This is a genomic window from Pontixanthobacter luteolus (genome assembly GCF_947494915.1).
GTDB classification, from domain to species: Bacteria; Pseudomonadota; Alphaproteobacteria; order Sphingomonadales; family Sphingomonadaceae; genus Pontixanthobacter; species Pontixanthobacter luteolus.
Map to the genome: position 1 here is coordinate 127,259 of NZ_CANLWR010000002.1, position 22,670 is coordinate 149,928.

Sequence of the window (22,670 nt, forward strand, 5' to 3'; positions counted from 1 at the left end):
ACCTAAGCACTATCCCTTAGAGCATCACGAAGGGCACCAGCCTTTTGTGCAAAGGTGCGCCCCGAGTGCACCGACCAGGACCAGCCTTTGGGGAAGACCAAACATGAAAAAAATCGTTCTCGCAGCTTTCGCAGCTGCCATCGCAGTTCCGGCCGTAGCAGCACCGGGTGACACAGATACTGAAGCAGGTAGCGCTACTGCAACAATCATTGCACCGATCACTCTTACGCACACACCAAACGCAGCGCTTGCTTTCGGTACGATCATTCCTGACACCACAGCAGCTGGTTCGGTAACCGTGACTGCCGCTGGCGCAGGCAGCGACGATGGCACCGCGACACTGGTCGCCGGTTCGGTCAACACCGCTGACTCGTTCGACGTCACTGGCGATCCGTCGCGTCTGTTCGACATCACCACTACACCTGGTTCGGTTACCAACGGTACGCAGACTATGTCCTTCACGACTGCACCTTCGGTCGGCAGCGCGATCATCTCCGCTGGTGGTACTTCGGCCTTCACCGTTGGCGGCACGCTTTCGGTAGGCGCAGCGCAGGCTGCCGGTGATTACGTCGGCACTTACGACGCAACCGTCACTTACAACTAAGCTTCGGCTTTCGTGGGCGGGCATTCTACAGGAATGCCCGCCTATTTTCCCTCCGGACAGGTTTGCGAAATGGCCTCCACGGCAAAAATCAGCTTCGCCTTGCGCGCCGCCGGATCAGCCCTGGCGCTGACCCTGTCGGCACAGGCAGTCGCTGCGCCGGGGGACACGCACACTCTGCAGGGGCAGGCAAGAGTCCGGATCATCGAGCCAATCGGTATCCAGAATGTTGCCGATCTGCGGTTTGGCCGGATCATGCAGCCTGCAACCGCAGGCACCGTGTCCATCGACACCGATGGTGCCGTTACAGAAACGGGCGGAGCCATTGGCGCCACCACCACGCCGCAATTAGCCGGTGATCGGGGCGCGGGTTCGTTCGCCGTATTTGGTGATCCTCGCCGCCGGTTCATCGTTTTCATGCCGCTGGCTACAACCATATCGAACGGCACCAGCACGATGCTTGTCGATCAGTTTCAATGGATGGACAGCTTCGGCTTCGGCTTTGGCCGGATGGATGCAAACGGGGTGGCCAATCTCAGCGTCGGAGCGCGCCTGAATGTGGGCGCAAATCAACAGGTCGGGACCTATTCGGGGACTTACGACGTCACCGTGCTTTACCTGTGACTCCCTGATGCTGTAGCGATAGGCCAGAGGCATGCTTCGCTGGTCGCATCACGGAATTCATAATGTCGTTCAACACTATTCATCCTGACTTGTTCGGTAGGACAAAACGCCTGGCACTGGTTGCTCTGGCAGCAATTTCATGCGCCATCGGCGGCAATTCGGCACTGGCGCAGTCCGATGAAACGGATGCCCCTGTCGCGGCTGAAGCGCCAGAGGGTTCGGTCGGCGGTTTCGGCGACATCAACCTGTTCCCGAAACGCGTGATTATCGACGGCCGCCGTCAGATCGCCACGGTCGGTCTTTACAACAAGACCACGAACAGCGGCGATTACGAGATCGAAATCGTCGATATGGGGATGAACGATCAGGGCCGGTTGCTCGTATTCGGTAACGGCTTGACCGATGCCGAACAGGCCCGGGTCAAAACGGCCAGCCCCTTCCTGCGTTATTCCCCGCGCCGCGTACGGCTCAGGGGCAGCGAATCCCAGATCATCAGGTTGATGGCGCGCGCCAGTGCAGACGTGCCGCCGGGTGAATACCGCTCGCACTTCAAAGTGACCGCAATACCTGACGATGAAGGCAACGGCTTCTCGATCGACGACGCCATCGGCGGGGAGACCTCCGACGGTATCGGGGTGACCATACAGCCGCGCTTCGGCATTTCGATTCCGGTGATCGTACGCATTGGCGACACCACGCTGGATGTCGGCATCAGGAACCCTGTTTTGCTGACTGCGCGCGACGGAACACAGGCAATCGGCCTGACTGTGACGCGTTCTGGCACCCGGTCCGCGTTCGGCGACATCGAAATCACTGCAAGGGGCGCCAATCGTCCGGTCGCCTTCGCCCGCGGTGTGGGCGTTTATCCTGAACTGGCAGAACGCAAGCTGGTCATTCCGATCGACCCGGAGACAGAGCCGGGCACGATCGCATCGGGCAGGACTTTGACGATCACCTACACCGATGACGATGTCGAACCCGGCGCCAGACTTGCTGAGCTTACCTTCGTTATCCCGTGACCAGAAAACCGCTGGCCCGGAATGTAGGAACTGTCTGTTTAGGGACGGTTCTGCTCGGGTTGGGATGCACACCGCGCAACAGCGATGATGATGACGCTGCGGACAAGGGATTACCCTTTCCGGAGAAACCCGCACCCCGCACCGGTCCGGCGCCAACTGCGGCCGACATCCCGAGGCCGCAATTTGGTCCGCTTGCGCGCAAGACCATCGAAGCTCCGCCTCCGTCAGACGAGGGCGGCGCTGTGCTTGCCCGGCAATCGGCCCAACGGGCGACTGAACGGAAGCCAAAAGAGCGGTTGCTTGCCACAGTCAGTGACCATTCGCTGGTCATCACGGAAAAGCCGGCTGCTTCGAATGGGCACCCGCCCATCACCTCCCCAGCGCCGGCTTCCTCGCCAAGCCTGATTGCGCCGCCTGAACCGGCGAATGAGGTGGCACCGTCAGCGGGTACTGAGACCGAAGCACCGTTCGAAACCGAATTCGTTTCGCTGAGCACGGAGCAAACTGAGAAATTTCCGGGAGACCAGAACGCTCCCCTCGAAGATAAAGTCGAAATTGCGACATCCGACCGCGGCGGCGCGGCAATAGGCACCGAAACGCAATCGCTTACTTCGGAACAGACGGCAGACGCGTTCCCCGCACCAGATTTCATCCCGGCTGCAGACCAGGAAGTCGAACCAGCCTTTGCCAAGAAGCAACATCACACGCTGCCACATGGGCTCGGCAACCGGGATACAGCGCCGGATACTGCGGAAAGCGCGGTACAGCAAACCTTGCCAGATGGCGCGCCGACCGAGACTTCCAAGCTTGTTGCGCAGGTGGCGGCCAAGACGCCGCCGAGCGTTGAGACCGAGCTGGAAGAACCAGCGGCGCTAGCCCGTGCCGATGAAGCACCTGCTGCGCCGCAGCCGGAAGAGCCTGAGGCGCCCGAGCCATTAGATGGTCCGGTTTTCGAACAGCGCGGGCCTGCGCTCGCACTGGCAGACAGCGGCCCAAGCATCCCGCAAGAGGCAGCAGATCAGGCTCAAACTTCCGGGTCGAGGCGAACCATTTCCGCTCGCGCCGCGCCGCAGGGTCCAGCCGAACCGTCAGCTGCCCCCTCTGCTGCGCCCGCCGGCAACAGCGAACAGCCCGGCGCCAATGTCCCCTCGATAGCGTCCGTACTGCCTTCGCGTCGCGTGCCGATACCGATGGTCAGCGTCGAGGCGAAAGTGCCGGATTCCAGTACGGTCACGCCGGCCAATGACGAAGGCGATCGGCCTGACCCACAGGCGGAACTGCCGCCGGCAGCTTCTCTCGTCCCTTCTCAGCGCTCTCAGACCTCGCTCGGTCTCTTCAAGCCGCCTGCGCCTGAGCCGGAGAACCCGCAGGCAGTAAAGCTGGGAAATGATCGTCAAACGGCGTTCACGGCATCCGCACAGCCCCCGGTACTCAGCTATCAGGATGAATTGATCCTGGAGATACAGATCAAGGGTATCGATGCCCGCGACACCATTTTCGCGTTCGGCACGCGTGACGGTGTTTACCTGCCGCTTGGCACGCTTGCGCGTATACTCGATCTTGCGATCACGGTCAGCGATGATGGCCACTATGCCAATGGCTGGGCGCTGGACGAGAACCGCACGCTGTCGATCAATATCCGCCAGGGGACGCTCGAGCTGGAAGGGCGGTCGCAGCCACTTCCCTCCGGTTTTGCCGCCGGGTTCGATGGCGAGATGTTCCTGCGTACCGATGCTTTCGAGCAGCTTTTGCCGCTGAAAATCGAGGCCGACTTGCGCTCTCAGGCGATCCTGATCGAGACGCTCCAGCCCTTCCCGTTCGAGGAACGAATGGCGCGCGAAGAGGAGCGCCGCCGGCTTGAAACCCGCGGTGTTAAACGCACCAGCCAAGAATGGCCGCGCAGTGAAACGCCCTGGCTTCTGGCATCGCTTCCGCTGGCGGACGTGGAAGTTCGGGCGCTGTCGGACAGCGTATTCGGTCCGCGGATCGAGGGGGATTTGCAACTGGCCGGCGATCTCGCCTTCATGACTGCCCAGGCCTATCTCAGCGGAGACACCAAAAACGGCCTGACTGCATCGCTCATCGAGCTGGGCAGGCAGGACCCTGATGCGGACCTTCTGGGGCCGCTGGCTGCAACAGGTTTCGCGGTGGGCGATGTCGCAACCGTGTCGATGCCGGTCGGCTTGCGCAGTGTTTCGGGTCGCGGTGTTACGGTGACGAATACCCCGCAGCAGGCGTTCTCCGTATTCGAACGCATCGATTTGCGCGGCATCTTGCCCGACGGGTACGAAGTCGAATTGTATCGCAATGAAATTCTCGTCGGTTCAACCCGGGAAACCGTCAATGGCCAGTACGAATTCCTCCAGATCCCGGTCGATTTCGGGCTGAACATCTTCCGGCTCGTGTTCTTTGGGCCGCAGGGGCAGCGCAGCGAACAGGTCCGCAAGATCAGCGTCGGCGACGGGCGCCTGCCACCTGGCAAACTGGTTTACCGTGTCGGCGCGGTACAGAAAGACACCAATGTATTGGGGGTTCGCGGCCCGAACTATATCGCGCCCGCCGATGAGGGTAGCTGGCGCGCCACCGCCGAAGTCAGCTACGGCCTCAGTTCCGGACTGACCACGGTCATGAGCGGCGCTTGGTATCAGACCGATACCGACGACAGCCGGTGGACAGCATCGGCCGGTGTGCGAACAGGGCTTGGCGGCTTCGCAGTGAAAGCTGATCTTGCGGCTGCTGACGGCGGGGCGATGGCCTTCAGCGGAGGCATTGGAGGGAAGCTCGGCGGGTCGGCGTTCACGCTCAGCCATGCCGAGTATATGGGCGACTTCATCGACGAAACCCGCAGCACAGGCGGAGAATTCCTGCGCCGTTCGACGGAACTTGATTTCAACACCTCGCTCAATCTTGGGAACCCGGTGACCGGCCTGACCATCCCGCTCAGCGCGAGGGCGCGCTATCTGGAAACGGCGAGCGGCCGGAAACAGACGAATGCCTCGCTGCGCGCGTCCACACGGGTACCGGGCTTCCTTGTTTCGAACACGCTGGAATATTCGCACACAAGCCTCCCGGGGATCGAGGCATTTTCGCAGCTGATCGGCAATTTCGATCTTGCCACTGCGACCCGTTCCAAGGTGCGCGGCCGCGTCTCGGTCGGCTATCAGGTGATGCCGCAGCCCGAACTGGTCTCAGCCGGTCTGGAGCTCGATTACGCTGTCGATAAAGACACAGCGATAAGAGGAACGGTCAGCTATGCGTTCCAGTCGGGATCCACATTGGTCGGACTTTCTGCCGTGCGTGATTTCGACAAATTCACCGTCGCGCTGGATGGTAATTATGGATTCACGGACGATACCTATTCAGTAGGATTGCGCGTTGGTCTGAGCTTTGGCCGCGACCCGCTCAGCGGCCGCCTGTTCGTCGCACGCCCCGGTCTTGCGTCATCCGGCGGCGCGTCCCTGCGCGCCTTCAGGGACGTTGACGGTGACGGCGTTTTCGGTCCTGCCGATCACCCGCTGCCGGACGTGGATTTCATCGCCTTCAACCAGACCGGCAAAACGGATGATCAGGGTATCGCTCGGCTCAGCGGCCTCGGTGCAGGGCGCGGTGTCAGCCTGCAGGTGGAAGGTTCAAGTCTGCCGGATATCACCCTCGCCCCGGCGCTGGATGGAGTTGAAATTGTCCCTCGCCCTGGCCGTATTCACAAGGCCGAGTTCCCTATCATTGCCTTGAGCGAGCTCGAAGGCACCGTCAGTTTCGACAAGAATGGCAAGAGGCGCGGTGTCTCGGGCGTCCGCCTCAGACTGCGTGACGAGAGCGGGAAAATCGTCAGCTATGCCAAGACCGAGGTCGATGGGTATTACTTTTTCGAACGGCTCAAACCCGGAAATTACACGATTTCGCTCGATGCTGATCAAACTGCCAAACTCAACCTGTGCACTGATCAGGAATACACGCTAACGGTCGGCTACGAATCCGACATCCTGACGCGCGACGTCGACATCAGGGTGTGCACCTAGTTACGAACCAAAAGGAATACCGAGTGAAGGCCCTCGTCAAAGCGAAAGCCGAACCAGGCTTGTGGCAGCAGGACGTGCCGATGCCCGAAGTTGGCATCAACGACGCACTGATCAAGATCAAACGCACCGCGATTTGCGGGACCGACATGCATATCTGGAAATGGGATGAATGGGCACAGTCCACAATCCCGGCCCCGATGGTTGTCGGGCACGAATTCGTTGGAGAAATCGTCGAAGTCGGCAGCAATGTCAGTGACTTCCACCCTGGGCAAATCGTTTCGGGCGAAGGCCACGTGGTCTGCGGGCATTGCCGCAACTGCATGGCCGGGCGCCGCCATATGTGCGCCAATGCCAGCGGCATCGGGGTGAACCGTCAGGGCGCATTCGCCGAATACCTGTCCATCCCCGCGGCCAATCTGTGGGTCCACAGCGACGGCATCGATCTGGATGTCGCATCGCTGTTCGACCCGTTCGGCAATGCCGTTCACACCGCGCTGCAATTCGATGTTCTCGGCGAAGATGTGCTGATCGTCGGGGCCGGTCCGATCGGGATCATGGCAGCCGCTGTTTGCCGCCATGCCGGGGCCCGTCATGTTGTCGTCACCGATCTCAATGACGGCCGCCTCGAACGTGCAAAACAGATGGGCGCGACCCGTACTGTCAACGTGACACAGGAAGACCTGAAGGAAGTCCAGAATAGCCTCGGCATGACCGAAGGTTTCGATGTCGGCCTCGAAATGTCGGGATCGGAAAAAGGCTTTGCTCAAATGGTCGACAATATGTGCCACGGCGGCAAGATCGCGATTCTTGGTTTGCCATCAGGTGATGTGAAGATCGACTGGCACAAGGTCATCTTCAACATGCTCACGCTGAAGGGGGTCTACGGGCGCGAGATATTCGAAACCTGGTACAAGATGTCGGTCTTCATCGAAAGCGGTCTCGACCTATCGGGCATCATCACCCACCGCTTGCCTGCGGACCGTTTCGAGGAAGGCTTCCAAGCCATGCTCGACGGGTCTGCGTGCAAAGTCGTACTGAACTGGGAAGACTGACAATGTACGGACAATTTCAGGATCACCTCGCCGCGCAGCTGGCAGAGATCGAAGAACAGGGCCTGACCAAGCAGGAACGCGAGATCACGACCCGGCAAGGCCCGCATGTCGGTCTTGGCGCGGATGACGTGATCAATCTGTGCGCCAACGATTATCTCGGCCTGGCGGGTGACCAGCGGCTGGCTGATGCCGCGAAAGAAGCACTCGACACGCATGGCTACGGGATGGCTTCGGTGCGTTTCATCTGCGGCACACAGGACCTGCACAAACAGCTCGAAGCACGCCTTTCACGGTTTTTGGGGATGGAGGATACGATCCTCTACCCGTCATGTTTCGATGCCAATGGCGGCCTGTTCGAAACGCTGCTGACTGATGAAGACGCGGTCATTTCGGATGAGCTGAACCACGCCAGCATCATCGACGGCATCCGCCTCTCGAAAGCCAAGCGGTTCCGGTACAAGAACAACGACATGGCCGATCTGGAAGCCAAGCTGCAGGAAGCGGACGCTGCAGGTGCCCGCTTCAAGCTCATCACCACCGACGGTGTTTTCTCGATGGACGGCTTTATCGCCAGGCTCGATGAGGTATGCGATCTGGCGGAAAAATACGGCGCGCTGGTCCATTTCGACGATTGCCATGCGACCGGCTTCCTCGGCGATACAGGACGCGGCACGCATGAATATCGCGGCTGTACGGACCGGGTCGACATCACCACCGGCACATTAGGCAAAGCTCTCGGCGGGGGAAGCGGCGGTTACACCAGCGCGAAGAAGGAAGTCGTCGCGCTGCTGCGGCAGCGTTCGCGGCCCTATCTGTTTTCGAACTCCGTTGCGCCGCCAATCGTGAACGGCGCGCTGAAGGCGCTCGACATCGCGGAAGATGGCGGCGCGCGGGAGCAATTGTTCAGGAACGCGGACTATTTCCGCAACGGCCTGGCAGAAATCGGGCTGGAAACCTTGCCCGGCGAACACCCGATCATTCCGATCATGCTCTACGATGCGAAAGTGGCCAAGGCATTCGCCAACAAGGCGTATGCGCACGGCATTTATGTAACCGCGTTCTCTTTCCCGGTGGTGCCACGCGGCAAGGCCCGCATCCGCACCCAGATGTCATCCGCGCTGACAATTGCGGATCTGGATCACACGCTGGAAAGTTTTGCGAAGGTGAAAAAAGAGCTCGGTATCTAGCAGGGACATCGCCGGCCGGTGCGTCAGGCGCTGGCCGGTTCCCTGTGCCGATATGTCACGTTAATTCGCCGTGACAGGATCAGGATGGGCAGCCAGATACACATGCTGAGCAGCACCTTCTGAACATTCCCGCCAAGCAATGTCACAAGAGCGGAGGCAACCGTTTCCGGCGGCGGGACCAGGCTGACAAATTTCGCGATTGCCAGCTGCATCTGAAGGTCGAGCAGCCAGGTGAACACCAACATTCTGGGGAACAGCGGAACCCCTTTCAGCGCCATGGCAAAACACACCATGTAAAAGAAATTCAGGATCACCAGATCGGCGGTCATCGCCAGCATCAGCCACTGGCCCCATTCCGGTGCCTGTGAATTGAGCGCCGGCACTGCCACCGAAAATTCGGCGGTCCGGATCAGGATGTTGAGCAGCAGACCGACTAGTATCGTCGCGACGATCCCGGACGGGCCATAGGCGCGATCCCGCCGCGCACCGGACAGGTCCATCGGTTTCCATTTGCCAAGCAATGCCAGCCGCGATTGCGGTTGATGCGTTTCCGCACCCTTCGGAAAGGCACCACGGGCCAGAAAATACCCGGCAAGCGGGGCAGCGGTAACCAGCACGTAGGGAAGAACCAGCTGCGCCAGGGTGCCAATCGACTGCGCCGGAGTGGGGCTGGTCATCACCTTGAAGCTGCACAGCAACGCCATCAGCACCGCCCAAGCGGTAAATATCCGTGGGAGATGGGTCTCAAGCAAACGCGGAACGGCTGCACTCTGCATCAACCAGCGGTCAGCATAGGCGCGGGCGTGCCGCTCAGCCTGCTTTCCGATGATCTTCAGATCGCCAATCATTGCGCATCCTTGCCGATATGCCCGCGAACCGGCGCTGCTTTGCGCCAATTCTGTCAGGAAATTCTCGTTCCAGTTCCATAACCCACAAGGCCGGCACGAGTGCCCGGGCAGGCCGCGAGTTGTGAGCATACCCTTGCATCTTTTGGTTAATTTTTTGCGTCGGAGCCGATGCTTGCGCGCGGATGCCCATATCCACGGCCGAAATCCTGCGGTCCATGTCCCAAGGCTCACCCGAAATCTACGTATTGGAAGATCGAATAAAACAAATTCTACGGGCATTTACGTAGAATATTGCGATTCGCACCGGATTATCTGCGTTCGCTTGCGTTCTTGATGCAGATCAAACTGGATCAGCCGCCGCTGATGGCATCTCCGCGAAAAACTTTATCGTTGTTTTTCAGATCATTGCACAAATGGCGTCGAGCCAATCCGTGTCATTCTGGAACGCCTCCGGCTCTACGGGTCATTCCCAATTCTTCCGACGGGCCCGCCTCCTTAACCTCTTGTTTACCAAATTGATCGGTGCCCGGTCATGAATGGTTTGACGAGAGAAATTGTATCGGCGCGCAAAACGGTGCGCCGGACATAAATAGGGGTAATTGAAATGAAAACTTTCCTGAAAACTTTTGCAACAGACGAATCCGGCGCTTCGGCAGCTGAGTATGCACTGATCCTCGCCATCGTCGGTGCGGCTATCGCAACCGCAGCTGGCCTGCTCGGCGACTCGATCCAAGGCGCAATTAACCAAGCAACAACCAACGTCGGAACTGCAACGACTGAAATGGGCGGCTAAATTTCCGTTCAATAAGTTCTCGGCCGGCCCATCCTGGGCCGGCCGATTACACAATTCTGTCGGGGGGACGGATAATGCAGGGAAGAAACCTTATAGTCTTGGGTTTCGCTGTTTTGCTTGGTTTGGTCGCAGTATATCTGGCAAACACATATTTCAGCGGCGTAGAACAGAGAGAAGAACGGCAGGCTGAGGTAAACAAGCTGGCCCGCGTCGTCGTTGCCACGCAGGACATGGCGTTTGGCACCCCGCTCACCCAGACAAATTTACGCCTGGTCAACTGGCCGGCAAACTCGGTCCCGCAAGGGGCCTTTTCCGATATTTCAGTCGCCATGCGCGGCGGCCGCGTGGCCCTTCGTCCGATCACGATCGGCGAACCGGTGCTCGCAACGAAAGTCAGCGGCGAAGACGGACGGGCAACGCTCGCCGCGCTGTTGCCGGATGACCAGCGCGCAGTTTCAATTCCGGTGAATGAAGTCGCAGGGGTTGCAGGCTTTGTCCGCGCCGGTGATGTCGTCGATGTCTTGCTGACACGGCAAATCCCGGGCGAAGGGGCCCAGCCAAGCGACAAGATGACCACGGTCGTTCTGGAAAACACACTCGTTCTGGCCGTCGATCAGGTCGCGAGCGAGAACGAAACCGATGCGACCGTGGCCAAGACAGCCACTTTGCAGACCGATATTTACGGCGCGCAGAAACTTGCGCTCGCCCAGCAGATCGGTTCGCTCAGCCTGACGCTGCGCAACATCGAAAACCAGATGACTGGGGCAACGCAAGTCGTTCTGGCCAATGACCTTGGCGGTGCCGGTTACTATATCGGCCCCAAGACGCGGCAAGCCGCGCCGGCCGCTGCAACATACCGCCCGGCTGCGCCGCGTGCCGCATCGGGCAGCAGCGCATCCGCACCAACCCGCCCGCGCGGCCCGACCATGACGGTCGTCCGCGGCGTTGAAGATACCGAATACTCGGTCAACCGTTCGAGGGGGTGGTAAGATGACACACCGCGCAATCGCAATCGCAGTAAGTGCAATCGCCATGGCGCTGAGCCCTGCAGTCCAGGCGCAGGCCGTCAAAAGTGCAGAGGTCTACAGCCAAGGTGGATCGATCGAGATTCCGATCAACAAGAGCCAGGTTGTCACTGCTGACCGGCCAATCGCAAGGGCGATGATCGGCAATGACGAGATCGCTGACATCTTCCCGATTTCCGACCGGTCGGTTTACGTTCTGGGCAAAGAACTCGGCACGACCAGCCTTACCCTTTACGGTTCCGGCAATCAGGTTCTGGCAGTGATGGACATTTCCGTCGGGCCCGACGTGCTCGCCCTGCGCGAACAGATCGGCGCGCTGATGCCGGACGAGAACATCGACGCGCGTATTTCGAACCAGTCGATCGTGCTGAGCGGGATGGCCAAGAGCGCCGGAAGCGCAGACCGCGTGGTCCAGCTGGCCCGCGCATATGCCGGAGATGACGTGGTCAATCTGATGACACTTGGCAGCAGCCAGCAGGTCATGCTGGAAGTCCGCTTTGCCGAGGTTTCGCGCAACATTGGCGAACAACTGGGCGTTGGCGGATTCACTTCGTCCAATGGCGGCGCATTCAGCAGCGCAACCGGAACCGGATCGGGCTTCGTCCCAAATCCCGATACCGGTTTCGGCCAACTTGAACGCAGCGCAGTAACCGGCAGTTTCGGCGTATTCCGCCGGATCTTCAGCGATGTCGCTGGTCTGCGGATCGATGCCGTTCTGGACACACTTGAACAGCGCGGCCTGTCGAAAACACTCGCCGAACCGACCTTGGTCTCACTTTCCGGCCAGCGGGCATCCTTCCTCGCGGGCGGTGAATTCCCGATCCCCGTGGTCCAGAACGGCGGCGGCGGGGCAGCGACCGGCGGGGCATCGTCGATCAGTGTCGAGTTTAAATCCTTCGGCGTCAGCCTCGGTTTCACGCCCACAGTGCTGGGCGACAGCACGATCAACCTGCTGGTCGAGCCGGAAGTCAGCGCGATCGACCCGACCGCGTCGATCACGCTCAACGGCATCCAGATCCCCGGCCTTCAAACCCGGCGCGCCAGCACCGTGATTGAGCTGCGCGACGGCGAAAGTTTCGCCATTGCCGGACTGATCCAGGAAGACTTCAAGACAACGGTCGAACAGATCCCGCTGCTCGGGTCGATTCCGATCATCGGCACGCTGTTCCGTTCCACCAGCTTCCAGAAAGGTGAAACCGAATTGCTGATCGTGGTCACGCCGCGGCTGGTCCAGCCGATCAGGCCGGACCAGGTCAGGCTGCCGACCGACCGGGTGAAGGACCCCAACGCATTGGAAACCATCCTTACCGGGGAAGCTTACCGGCCCGTCGAACTGCCACCGGCAGAACCACGCGCCGATCAAGCCGAAAACACAGGCGAAAGCGAGGGAGATGATTATGATTACTGACAAGCGATTTCTCGCTCTCCCGCTCCTCACCATTTTGCTCAGCGGATGCCAGACGGGATCGGCGATCGGGGCTTTCGACGATCCGGGTTTTGGTGAGGCAAACCGCCAGACCATGGCCGCGCAGGTCGTCAATCCTGATCCGGTTTATACTGACGCCAATCCGCCAACCAGCGCGGACAATGCAGTGGACGCAATCGACCGTTTGCGCAGCGACCGGGTCAAAAAGCCCGAACGCATAGACACCCGCGAAACAGGTCCGGGTTGATCGGCTGAGATATGATCCGTCCCCGCCATCCCCATGCGAAATCGCCCCGCGCCTTCTGGGCCGACGAAAGCGGTGCAGTGGCAGCAAGCTATGCGCTTGCCCTGCCCGTTCTGGTGGCGGTGGCGGCGTTCGGGATGGATTATGCGCGCATGGTCGGGATGGATTCCGAATTGCAAAATGGCGCCGATCAGGCTGCCCTTGCGGCCGCAAGCCAGCTTAACAAGAACACCGGCGCGTGCGCCCGTGCGGCAAATGCCGCGGTCAGCCTGGTTGCCAACCAGTCCTTGCTCGGCAGCGGAGACAATGCAGTAACCATCCCGCTGGAGGAAGATTGCGACGCTGTCGGCCAGATCCGTTTCTATCAGGACAGGGCAAAGATAGACGCCGCCACGACAGACGCGAATGCCCGCTTCGTGGAGGTGCGGGTCAACGCCAAGACGGTCGATTACGCGCTGTTCCCGGTCATCGGGCTGGTCACCTCCGGCAATATGGACGCTGCCGCGTTTGCCGGTCTCGGCTCGGCAATCTGCAAGGTTCCGCCGGTGATGATGTGCAATCCGAACGAAACGTCCGATCCGGAATTCAATACAGCCAATTATACCGGTTTCGGAATCCGCCTGGTCGCCAATGTGAACGGCAAGAACGGCAACAATGATACCGCCGACGAGATCCCCGGCAGCTACGGCCCCGGCGTGTTCGGTTATCTGGAAACCGACGCGGGAAGCGGGGCCAACGCCACCGCCCAGTCGCTGGGACGGTTACAGCCGCCGGGCGAATGTGTCTCCGTCGAAGGCGCCGATGTGAAACCCGGCCAGCAGGTCAGCGTGCTCGACGCACTAAACACCCGGTTCGGCGTGTTCGACAACGGCCTGAACAATGCTTGCGGTACCGACAACGCGCTGTGCCCGCCATCTGACAACGCCCGGATCGACCTGCTGAAAAAGGCCGGAAACGGCGGAAGCTGCCGCATTCATTCCAGCGGTTTCCAGGTCGGCGACAATCCCTATCGCCCCACCTCGGGCGTGAACAATATCGACCCCACCGGCCTCGACCCGATGGGCTATCCGCGCGACAAATGCCACGCGGTCAGCGTCGACGGGATTTGTTCGGGCAACGGCAATTCGCGGGTCGGCAATGGCGACTGGGACCGGGCGGCTTATTATGCCACCAACGGTTACGGTTCGGTCCCCACGACCTGGTCCAATTACGGCTATCCGGAACTGAATAACCGCACCGCTCCGACGCGCTATCAGCAATATCGCTACGAATACGACAACAAGGCCACGATGCTGGCCGCCAAGAATGTCGGCAGCCTGCAACAGCAAGGAACGCCGCTGTGCACACCGCCAGCCGGCATCGCGCCAGCCAGCACGCCCGACCGCCGCGTGCTGAGCGTGGCAGTGATCAATTGCAACGCGGAAGACCTGAGTTCCAGCACCACCGATGCCGAGATCAAGAAATTCGTCGACGTGTTCCTGGTCGAACCGACCGCACGGCGCACGCATGACGGCACGCAATATACCCGCAACAGCGACGTTTATGTCGAAGTAATCGGCGAAACGACGTTGGGCGGCGGCGCCACGCAGGGACAGAAGATCCGCAAGGATGTTCCGTATCTTATCGAATGACCCGTCTCCGCCACCTTGATTTCCGGCGCGACGAGCGCGGCGCGGCTGCGGCAGAGATGGCGCTGGTTCTGCCCCTGCTGCTGGCGATCATGTTCGGCGGTTTTGAAGCCGGGCATTTCTTTTACACCGAACAAAAGATCATCAAGGCTGTGCGCGACGGCGCGCGATATGCCGGTCGCCTGCCATTCGATGATTATACTTGCACCGGCACAACAAGGTCGGCCGATATCCAGGAAATCACCCGCACGGGGAAACTGACCGGCGGCACCGCCTTGATTGATGGCTGGGAGAATGCCGACATCACAGTCACCGTGACGTGCGATGCAGGCGCGACCGACGGCATATTCAAGGATCTCGCGGGCGGCGCACGAATAGTCACCGTCGCAGCCACAGCGGAGTATCCATCGCTGTTCGAAACGCTCGGCTTTATCGATTCCGATTCCACCGTAAACGCCAGCGCCCAATCGGTGGTGATGGGCATATGAACGCGTTACGCGCCTTCATCCGTGACGAGCGCGGCGGACCTGCGGCTGAGTTTGCCCTGGTCCTGCCGATCTTCATTATTTTCTTCATCGGGATCATCGATGTCGGCCTGTATGCCTGGACTATAAACCGGGCGGAGAAAGCAACCCAGATCGGCGCGCGATGGGCCGTGGCAACCGACATGGTTCCTTCGGGACTGGCAAATTACAAATTCGCAACCGATGGCGGCATCCCGCAAGGCACGACCGTTCCGCAAAGCGCATTCCCCGGTATCTCCTGCACCGGTGACGGGACCAATGCGACATGCACCTGCCCTGCTTCGTGTAGCTATCCCACAACCGGCAACGGGGCCGCTTTCGCAGCGATTGTCGGCCGCATGAACGACATTATGAACACGATCGAGGCGGACAACGTCCAGCTTGATTACGAATGGTCCGGCCTCGGCTTTTCGGGCGATCCCAACGGGCCTGACGTCGCGCCCATTGTCACCGTGACCGTCCAGGACCTCACCTTCACCCCGCTCACCTTCCAGCTGTTTGGCGGTGAAGTGGATCTGCCTACCCTGTCCTATTCGCTCACCAGCGAAGACGGCGAAGGCGATTTTTCGAATTGAGAACACGATGGGCCAGATGAACGACATCATAGACCTGACAGCTGACAAGGAGTTCAAATTGACAGCACGCGTTGCGATCTGTGCTGAAGCCGAGCACCTGGGCCCACTGACCGGTCTTTCCAAGAGCCTGGAACTGATCGAGCTTTCAATTGACGAGACGCCGCCCGAAACGGCGATCAGCAATGCTCAAGTTGTTATCATGCAGGTCGATCCAGAGAACCCCGGATCGGTTAGCCGGATCGAACAACTGAAAAACAACAACCCGTCGCTGCACCTTATCGCCGCGCTGCCCGATGTGGATCTGCGCATCACGCGCAAGATGATCCGGCTGGGGATCGAGGATCTGGTCCGAATTCCCTTCAACCAGGACGAGGTGATGACCTGCGTTCTGGATGTCGAGACCCGGATCGATGACGACGAAGCCAGGATCAAACTGGCCCCGGTCGTCGCGGTTATGAAGAGCGTCGGCGGCTGCGGTGCGTCGACCATCGCCACCCATTTGGCCGGCGGTCTTGCATCCAGCGCCGATCACCCCTGCTCGGTTTGCGTGGTCGACCTCGACCTGCAATTGGGCAGCGTCGCGCCGATGCTGGGCGGCCAACCCCGTCTCAGCTTGCTGGACCTGATAGAAGCGGACGCCAGAATCGATACCGACCTGCTGCAATCCGTGGTCACGAAGACCGAAAGCAATGTCGATGTGATCGCTGCGCCCAGCGATATCATCCCGGTGGAATCGATCGACGGGGCAAAGCTGGACCGGATCATTCGTCTGCTGCGCCAGAATTACGATCTTGTCGTGCTCGACCTGCCGCTGGACCTGACAAATTGGGCGCTCGCCACGGTGATGGACGCGGATGTGACAATCATCGTCGCTCAGCTCGGCCTGGCCAGCCTGAACCAGACGAAACGCCGTCAGCGGCTCCTGACATCCATGGGTTACGACAAAGGCGCAATCGAGATCGTGCTCAACCGGACCAGCCGCAAACTGTTCGGTACGATCGACACCGGCGATGCCGAACGTGCGCTGGGTCAGGACCTTGAACTGACCATCAGCAAGGACGACGACGCATTGGCTGATGCCCAGTCGCAAGGGCTGCTGGTTTGGGACCTGAACAAGCGAGGCAGGCTGGCGAAGGAGTTTCAGGGTCTGGCCGATCACATAGCCGGAAAGGTGTTCCGCGATGAATAAAATCTGGAATCTCAACCTCGGCAATAGCGACCAACAGGATGCCGAAGCGGGCAAGGATGAAACCGCCCATGCAGAGGCAAAGGCGCTGGCCGATCTGCATACAGAAGAAAAGTCCGACCAGCTGCTGGCGCTGAAGGTCGCGATCCATGGCGCATTGCTCCAGAAACTGAACCTCTCGGTTCTCGACAAGCTGCCGGAAGAGCAGATAATTTCAGAGATTTCGGCAATCGTGCCGGAACTGCTGCTGGAATTCGACAAGCCGCTCAACCGCGAAGAACGCGCCAACCTCGTACGCGAAGTGCTGGACGAATTGCTGGGCCTCGGACCGATCGAACCGCTGCTCAAGGACGAAACGATCACGGACATTCTGGTGAACGGCGCGCAGACGGTTTTCGTCGAACGCAATGGTGTTCTCGAGGCAGTCGACACGCGCTTCCAGGATGAGAAGCACCTGCTTCGCATTATCCAGAAGATCGTGAGCGCTGTCGGGCGGCGTATCGACGAATCCTCCCCCTTCGTCGATGCGCGCCTTGCCGACGGGTCGCGCGTCAATGCGATCATCAAGCCGCTGGCGCTCGACGGGTCGCTGCTCTCTATTCGTAAATTCGCAAAGATCCCGATCAGTATCCAGAAGATGATCGATATCGGCAGTGTGCCGGAACAGATGGCGAGTGTCCTGGAAGCGGTCGTGGCATCGCGCCGCAATGTCCTGATCTCCGGCGGAACCGGTTCGGGCAAGACGACGATGCTGAACGCGATGTCATCCTATATCGATGAACGCGAACGCATCGTGACGATCGAAGACAGCGCCGAATTGCAATTGCAGCAGGCGCATGTCGCGCGGCTAGAAACCAGGCCGCCCAATATCGAGGGCAAAGGCGAAGTGACCCAGCGTGACCTGGTGAAAAACGCCCTGCGTATGCGACCCGACCGGATCATCGTGGGCGAAGTCCGCGCGGGCGAAGCCTTCGACATGTTGCAGGCGATGAATACCGGCCATGACGGGTCGATGACCACGGTCCACGCCAACACCGCGCGCGATGCCTTGTCCAGGGTTGAACAGATGATCGGCATGAGCGGCATCGACATCACCCCCAGGTCAGCCCGCAACCAGATCGCCTCGGCCATTCACGTAGTGCTGCAGGTGGGCAGGCTGTCCGATGGCCGGCGCAAGGTGATGAGCGTGTCAGAACTCACCGGCATGGAAGGTGAGACGATCACCATGCAGGAAATTTTCCGCTTCAAGCAGGAAGGTGTCGATGATGACCGGATGGTCGTCGGCCATTTCGAGGCCACCGGTGTCAGGCCCAAATTTCTGGCTGCTGCGGAAGCTTACGGCATCGAACTGCCATCGGAACTGTTCCGCCCGGACCTGAAGATCGGATAGACGATGAACGAGATTTTCATTCGCGTCTTTATCCTGCTGGTCCTGTTTGCCGCGGTGTTCCTGCTGAGCCAGCTGGCGATCCGCAATTTCGTGTCGAAACGGTCGAAAAGAGCGGCCGTGAACTACCGCCTCAAGATGATCCGCGAAGGCGCCTCTCGCGAGGCGATCATGGGCGAGCTGCGCAAGAATCAGCCACGTTCTTTCGACGGCCTGCCGCCGCTGCTCGCGGGTATGTCGCGCAGCTTTCAACGAACGGTTTTCGCATCGGGCATCACCCTCACTCCGCTGCAGTTTTTCCTCGCCATAGCGACTGCGTTCGCCGTCATCTTCACCATCGCTGTCGTGGCGGCCTATGTTTCCGGCTTCACAATTACGTTCGGGGTGATCCAGTTGCTGCTGGTGTTTGCGGCCGCCCTTGCAATCGGGGTTCCGCTGCTGATCCTGAAGTTTCGCGCCGATCGCCAGCGCAAGGCAATCGAAAGACAGTTTCCGGTTGCGCTCGACATATTCGTTCGAGCGCTGCGATCTGGTCATCCCATCGCCTCCGCCATCGAATTGCTGACACATGAAATGGAAGACCCGATCGGTTCTGAATTTGGGCTGGTGAATGACGAGGTAACGTTTGGTGCCGATCTGACATCGGCACTCGCCGCCATGGCCGACCGCTGGGACCTGGAGGACATGCGGATGTTTGTCGTCTCCCTCTCTGTACAGTCGGAAACAGGGGGCAATCTGGCGGAAATCCTTGAAAACCTGTCGGACGTGATCCGGGCCCGGGCGCAGATGTACATGAAAGTTCGCGCGCTGAGTTCGGAAGGCCGGATGACGGGATGGATGCTTTCCGTCCTGCCCGTCTTTGCATTCGTCTCGGTATTTCTAGGCAGTCCCGGCTTCTATCTCGAGGTCGCCGACGACACGATCTTCATCGTCGGGGCAATCGGCCTGCTTACCCTGTACTTCATCGGGGTCTTTACGATCCGCAAGATGGTTGACCTGAAAGTTTGACATGATTGACCTGATCGCCAGCAGTGCAGCCTTGCGGATGACCATATTATTCGGCGTGTTCCTGATCGTGGTCAGCGCCGCATTCTATGCGATCAACACCGGCGCACGGCGTGCAAATCTGGTGAAAGGCATCCGGTCGATCGAGGGGTCTGGGGACGGTGTAAGCACCGCCTTGTCCGGTGGGCAGCAGGACGGCGCATGGACGAAGCTGGCGGACCGGATCGAGAAATCGGGCCTCAGCCTCAAGGATTCGAATATGGACGAGCTTCAGATGAAGCTCCGCGCTGCAGGCTACACATCCAAGGCCGCCCCCAGAATCTACACTCTGGTCCGGCTCGTTCTCGTGTTCGTGCTGCCTGCTTGGTACCTGCTGATCACATCGTTTTCAGCCGAGCCCGCCTCGGGCCCGATGATTTACCTGATTTGTGCGATTCTGGCCCTGCTGGGCCTGTACATTCCCAACCTGTTTATACGTGCGAAAGCCGACCGGCGGCGGTCTGAAATCATCAACGGGTTCCCCGATTGCCTGGACCTGCTGCTGGTCTGTGTGGAGGCCGGACTGGGCCTCGAGGCGGCGCTGGGCCGGGTCGGAAGGGAAATGATTGGCAGCAGGCCGCTCATCGCTGAATTGCTGGTCGAGACAACCTATCGCCTGCGCGCAGGCGCATCACGCGAAGACGCCCTGCATCACCTGAGCGACAATTCGGGTGTCGACGAAATCCGTTCCTTCGCCACTTTGCTGATCCAGTCGGACAAGCTTGGCACCAGCATCTCGCAAACGCTGCGTGTCTATGCCGGCGAAATGCGCGAAGCGCGGCGGCTTCGCGCCGAGGAAAAGGCACACCGCCTGCCAGTGCTGATATCGATACCGCTGGTGGCGTGCATGTTGCCGACAATGATCGGGGTCTTGGCCTTGCCAGCGGTCGTCCGATACGTCCGCGAAGTTTCACCGGCCATGGGGGGATAAGCCATGAAGACCAGTTCGTTCAAATTGATCGCCTGTATAGCAATCGCAAGCAGCCTGTCGGGGTGCCAGTCCTTCCTCAGTTCGCTAAATTTCGGTGAGCGGGGCCAGGCACAGGCGCGGCAGTCGGGTATTTTCGGCGAAATAGAACTGGCTGAAGGGCGCAAAGCGCTGAGCGCAGGCAATGTCACGACTGCGATCGACCAGTTCCGTCTGGCTGCAATCAACGATGCGACCAGAGGCGACGCACTGAACGGTCTAGGCGTGGCCTATGCCAAGCTGGGCCGCGGCGATCTGGCAGAAAGATATTTCATGCAGGCGCTCGAGTGGCAGCCCTCAAACCCGCGCTATTTGGCCAATCTCGAGAAATTCTACACCTCGTCGCCGGGCAAGTCTTTGCTGGAGCGCAGGGCGAGCAAAGAAGCAGCCGTCAAAGTTGCCAAGGCGGCGCAGCTCCCTGTCCGGGCGCTACCCAATAGGCGTGCGAGAGAGGTTTTCATTCGCACGGGTACAGCCGGGCCATCTCAGGCGCTTGCCGCATCCTCCGCACCGCACTTGGTGAGAAGCAACCGGAACGAGATTTTCATCGCCAGCCAATCTGGCTCGGCCGCAAATCGCGCGCCTCAGGCAATGAAGATCACCAGCCGCAATTCCGCACCAAAAAGCGATAGCGAGGGGCCAGCCGGACTACCCAAGATCGCGGTAAAGTCTGAAAAGGCTGACCAGCAATACCCCATCAGGGTGAACATACCGGACGGCGAGGTGATCGAGCAGCCGGAGGAAGCGCCGACCAAACCAGTGCCGGCGCGTAAGACCATCTATCCGGTTCGCATCAACATGACCAAACTAAAATAGGGTTCGCATAGTATGCCCGAGCCCACAGTTATCGCTGGCCTGTCCGTACTGGCAGCCATCACCGTGATCGGGTGTTATCTGGACATCAAATATCGGCGCCTGCCGAACTGGTTGTGCTTGGCCACGGCTGCGGGCGGACTGGCATATGTGCTGCTTTCAGCCGACTTGAACGCCGCAATGCTGGCGGCAGCCCACGGTGCCGCCGCGCTGGTTGTAGGTATGGTCATTTTCAAGTTCGGAATGTTCGGCGGCGGCGACGCGAAATTCTATGGCGGTCTGGCCTGCTGGATTCCCATAACCAAAGGGTTTTTCCTGCTGGCGCTGGCATCCGCGTGCACGCTTGTGTTTGTCCTGGTCTGGTTTGTCGCCTCTGCCGGAAAGCAGAAAACAGACGCGGGCGGCGGCGGTAAGAAGGCCATGCTGCCTTTTGGTGTACCTATTTCGATCGCCAGCTGGATAACGGTTTACCTGCTATCCGCAGGATGACGCAAAGCGCGTTTCGATTGCGCTTTTGAATAAAGGAAAAGGAGGGGAAAATGCCGATGAGCGGAAATACAATTCACGCCGGTTTGCGTAGAATCCCCACCTTGAATTCACTGGTGCCGCGCGGGCATTCTATAAAAAACAATAATCAGAAAAGGTAGTCGAATGCGCTGGTCCCGCATCACATTAGAACCAAGTGAGGGTGTCTATTCAGACACCAAATTCGCGTGGTGCAGATATCAGATCAACCTGCCTTTGGTCAGTGACGGCAGAATTGCCTATCACGAGTTGCGCGCTCACCCTGACCTGTCGATTGTTGAACGCTTCCAGCCGGACCATGGCCATTCCCGCGGCAATTTTGCTCTGGTGGAAAACAGGCACACGATTGTCTGGGCGGAAGGATCCGCCCCGCCCCCGCCGCGAACCCGCATGAGTTTTACCAAAATCCGGCGCGGCGCAGCGGTCGTGCTTCGCCCGGGCTTTGGACCGGCGCAATTGTTCGATGTTCAGGCCGTGGAACTGGTGCAACCTTCGAGCCGGCCGATCATTCTGCAGCAGCCGGTCAGGGAAATCATCTAGACGGCAGCATTCAAGCGGCAGCATCGTCCTGATGGTCCATCATGCCGGCGACAAAGGCAATGTGAAGCATCTCTGACAAATTCTGCACTTCCAGCTTCTTCATCGCATTCGCCCGGTGCACCTCGATCGTCCGCGGGCTGATTCCCAAATCATAGGCGATCGTCTTGTTGGGGTGCCCCTTTACCAGACCTTCCAGCACCTGGTGTTCCCGCCGGGTCAGGTGTTCGAGCTTTTCCTCTGCATCGCGGCGTTCCTTCGACGTTGCATGAGGGTGCGTCATAAGCTCTGACGCAGCGCCGAGTGCCGCCATCAGGTCGGACTTCGAAAACGGTTTCTCCAGGAAATCTACCGCACCTTCCTTCATCGCCCGAACGGCACTGGAAACCTCGCCGTGACCGGTCATCAGGACCACCGGAAAATCGCACTCATGTTCGTGCAGATATTTCTGGAGCGCCAGACCGCTCATGCCTGGCAGCCTGAGGTCGACCAGCAGGCATCCCGGCTTCATGTTTCTGAAACCTTCCAATAATTGTTCAGCGCTGTGATAGCGGTGAACATTGTAGCCTTCCGCACGCAGCATGAATGCTACGGACTCCAGGATTTCTGCGTCGTCATCGACAATGTGAATGTGCATCAGATCCAT

Annotated in this window: 22 protein-coding genes; 19 read left to right on the forward strand and 3 right to left on the reverse strand. The window is 59.6% G+C overall.

Going from position 1 to position 22,670, the window contains the following annotated elements; genetic code table 11:
* The first annotated feature begins 103 nt into the window (after positions 1–103).
* The 6 genes from PO778_RS09480 to PO778_RS09505 all read left to right on the forward strand — a co-directional run bounded on the left by PO778_RS09480 (position 104) and on the right by PO778_RS09505 (position 8,502).
* Positions 104–604: a DUF4402 domain-containing protein gene (locus PO778_RS09480; RefSeq protein ID WP_271439450.1), complete on the forward strand. Its 501-nt coding sequence runs from the start codon at positions 104–106 to the stop codon at positions 602–604.
* 69 nt (positions 605–673) lie between these two features.
* On the forward strand, positions 674–1,225 hold the full coding sequence (locus tag PO778_RS09485) for a DUF4402 domain-containing protein (protein ID WP_271439451.1): 552 nt from the start codon (positions 674–676) through the stop codon (positions 1,223–1,225).
* A 62-nt stretch (positions 1,226–1,287) separates the two neighbouring features.
* Positions 1,288–2,244, forward strand: a complete 957-nt coding sequence (locus tag PO778_RS09490; protein ID WP_271439452.1) for a fimbrial biogenesis chaperone — start codon at positions 1,288–1,290, stop codon at positions 2,242–2,244.
* Positions 2,245–2,303: 59 nt separating this feature from the next.
* Positions 2,304–6,263 carry an SdrD B-like domain-containing protein gene (locus tag PO778_RS09495; protein WP_271439453.1) on the forward strand — a complete coding sequence of 1,320 codons (3,960 nt, stop codon included), beginning with the start codon at positions 2,304–2,306 and terminating at the stop codon, positions 6,261–6,263.
* 23 nt (positions 6,264–6,286) lie between these two features.
* Positions 6,287–7,315, forward strand: a complete 1,029-nt coding sequence (gene tdh / locus PO778_RS09500) for an L-threonine 3-dehydrogenase (protein WP_271439454.1) — start codon at positions 6,287–6,289, stop codon at positions 7,313–7,315.
* Positions 7,316–7,317: 2 nt separating this feature from the next.
* Positions 7,318–8,502: a glycine C-acetyltransferase gene (locus tag PO778_RS09505; protein ID WP_271439455.1), complete on the forward strand. Its 1,185-nt coding sequence runs from the start codon at positions 7,318–7,320 to the stop codon at positions 8,500–8,502.
* 23 nt (positions 8,503–8,525) lie between these two features.
* Here PO778_RS09505 and PO778_RS09510 read toward each other — a convergent pair whose 3' ends face one another.
* Complete coding sequence (locus PO778_RS09510; protein ID WP_271439456.1) at positions 8,526–9,350, reverse strand: DUF2569 domain-containing protein; 825 nt, start codon at positions 9,348–9,350, stop codon at positions 8,526–8,528.
* Positions 9,351–9,954: 604 nt separating this feature from the next.
* On the opposite strand from PO778_RS09510, the gene PO778_RS09515 reads away from it, so the two are divergent.
* The 13 genes from PO778_RS09515 (at position 9,955) to PO778_RS09575 (ending at position 21,451) form a co-directional block, all read left to right on the forward strand.
* On the forward strand, positions 9,955–10,143 hold the full coding sequence (locus tag PO778_RS09515) for a Flp family type IVb pilin (protein WP_271439457.1): 189 nt from the start codon (positions 9,955–9,957) through the stop codon (positions 10,141–10,143).
* Positions 10,144–10,241: 98 nt separating this feature from the next.
* Entirely contained in the window at positions 10,242–11,132 is an 891-nt protein-coding gene (gene cpaB / locus PO778_RS09520; protein ID WP_271439458.1) for a Flp pilus assembly protein CpaB, read from the forward strand.
* A gap of 1 nt (position 11,133) precedes the next feature.
* On the forward strand, positions 11,134–12,576 hold the full coding sequence (locus PO778_RS09525; protein ID WP_271439459.1) for a type II and III secretion system protein family protein: 1,443 nt from the start codon (positions 11,134–11,136) through the stop codon (positions 12,574–12,576).
* On the forward strand, positions 12,566–12,841 hold the full coding sequence (locus PO778_RS09530; protein WP_271439460.1) for a hypothetical protein: 276 nt from the start codon (positions 12,566–12,568) through the stop codon (positions 12,839–12,841). The genes PO778_RS09525 and PO778_RS09530 overlap by 11 nt, the downstream gene beginning before the upstream one ends.
* 11 nt (positions 12,842–12,852) lie before the next feature.
* On the forward strand, positions 12,853–14,469 hold the full coding sequence (locus PO778_RS09535) for a TadE/TadG family type IV pilus assembly protein (protein ID WP_271439461.1): 1,617 nt from the start codon (positions 12,853–12,855) through the stop codon (positions 14,467–14,469).
* Positions 14,466–14,954: a TadE/TadG family type IV pilus assembly protein gene (locus PO778_RS09540; RefSeq protein ID WP_271439462.1), complete on the forward strand. Its 489-nt coding sequence runs from the start codon at positions 14,466–14,468 to the stop codon at positions 14,952–14,954. Before PO778_RS09535 ends, PO778_RS09540 begins: the two co-directional genes overlap by 4 nt.
* A complete protein-coding gene (locus tag PO778_RS09545) occupies positions 14,951–15,565 on the forward strand; it encodes a TadE/TadG family type IV pilus assembly protein (protein WP_271439463.1) in 615 nt (204 codons plus the stop codon). The genes PO778_RS09540 and PO778_RS09545 overlap by 4 nt, the downstream gene beginning before the upstream one ends.
* Positions 15,566–15,581: 16 nt before the next feature.
* Positions 15,582–16,754, forward strand: a complete 1,173-nt coding sequence (locus PO778_RS09550; protein ID WP_271439464.1) for a CpaE/TadZ family protein — start codon at positions 15,582–15,584, stop codon at positions 16,752–16,754.
* Position 16,755: 1 nt separating this feature from the next.
* Complete coding sequence (locus tag PO778_RS09555) at positions 16,756–18,141, forward strand: TadA family conjugal transfer-associated ATPase (protein ID WP_438944403.1); 1,386 nt, start codon at positions 16,756–16,758, stop codon at positions 18,139–18,141.
* A 3-nt stretch (positions 18,142–18,144) separates the two neighbouring features.
* Positions 18,145–19,146 carry a type II secretion system F family protein gene (locus PO778_RS09560; RefSeq protein WP_271439466.1) on the forward strand — a complete coding sequence of 334 codons (1,002 nt, stop codon included), beginning with the start codon at positions 18,145–18,147 and terminating at the stop codon, positions 19,144–19,146.
* A 1-nt stretch (position 19,147) separates the two neighbouring features.
* Positions 19,148–20,113, forward strand: coding sequence for a type II secretion system F family protein (locus PO778_RS09565; protein ID WP_160731513.1), 966 nt, complete (start codon positions 19,148–19,150; stop codon positions 20,111–20,113).
* A gap of 3 nt (positions 20,114–20,116) precedes the next feature.
* Positions 20,117–20,965: a tetratricopeptide repeat protein gene (locus PO778_RS09570; protein ID WP_271439467.1), complete on the forward strand. Its 849-nt coding sequence runs from the start codon at positions 20,117–20,119 to the stop codon at positions 20,963–20,965.
* Between the two features lie 12 nt (positions 20,966–20,977).
* Entirely contained in the window at positions 20,978–21,451 is a 474-nt protein-coding gene (locus PO778_RS09575) for an A24 family peptidase (RefSeq protein WP_271439468.1), read from the forward strand.
* Positions 21,452–21,658: 207 nt separating this feature from the next.
* On the opposite strand, the gene PO778_RS09580 is transcribed toward PO778_RS09575, so the two are convergent.
* Positions 21,659–22,051, reverse strand: coding sequence for a hypothetical protein (locus PO778_RS09580; RefSeq protein ID WP_271439469.1), 393 nt, complete (start codon positions 22,049–22,051; stop codon positions 21,659–21,661).
* Positions 22,038–22,670 (reverse strand): response regulator transcription factor, encoded by a 633-nt coding sequence (locus tag PO778_RS09585; RefSeq protein WP_271439470.1) that lies wholly within the window; start codon positions 22,668–22,670, stop codon positions 22,038–22,040. The genes PO778_RS09580 and PO778_RS09585 overlap by 14 nt, the downstream gene beginning before the upstream one ends.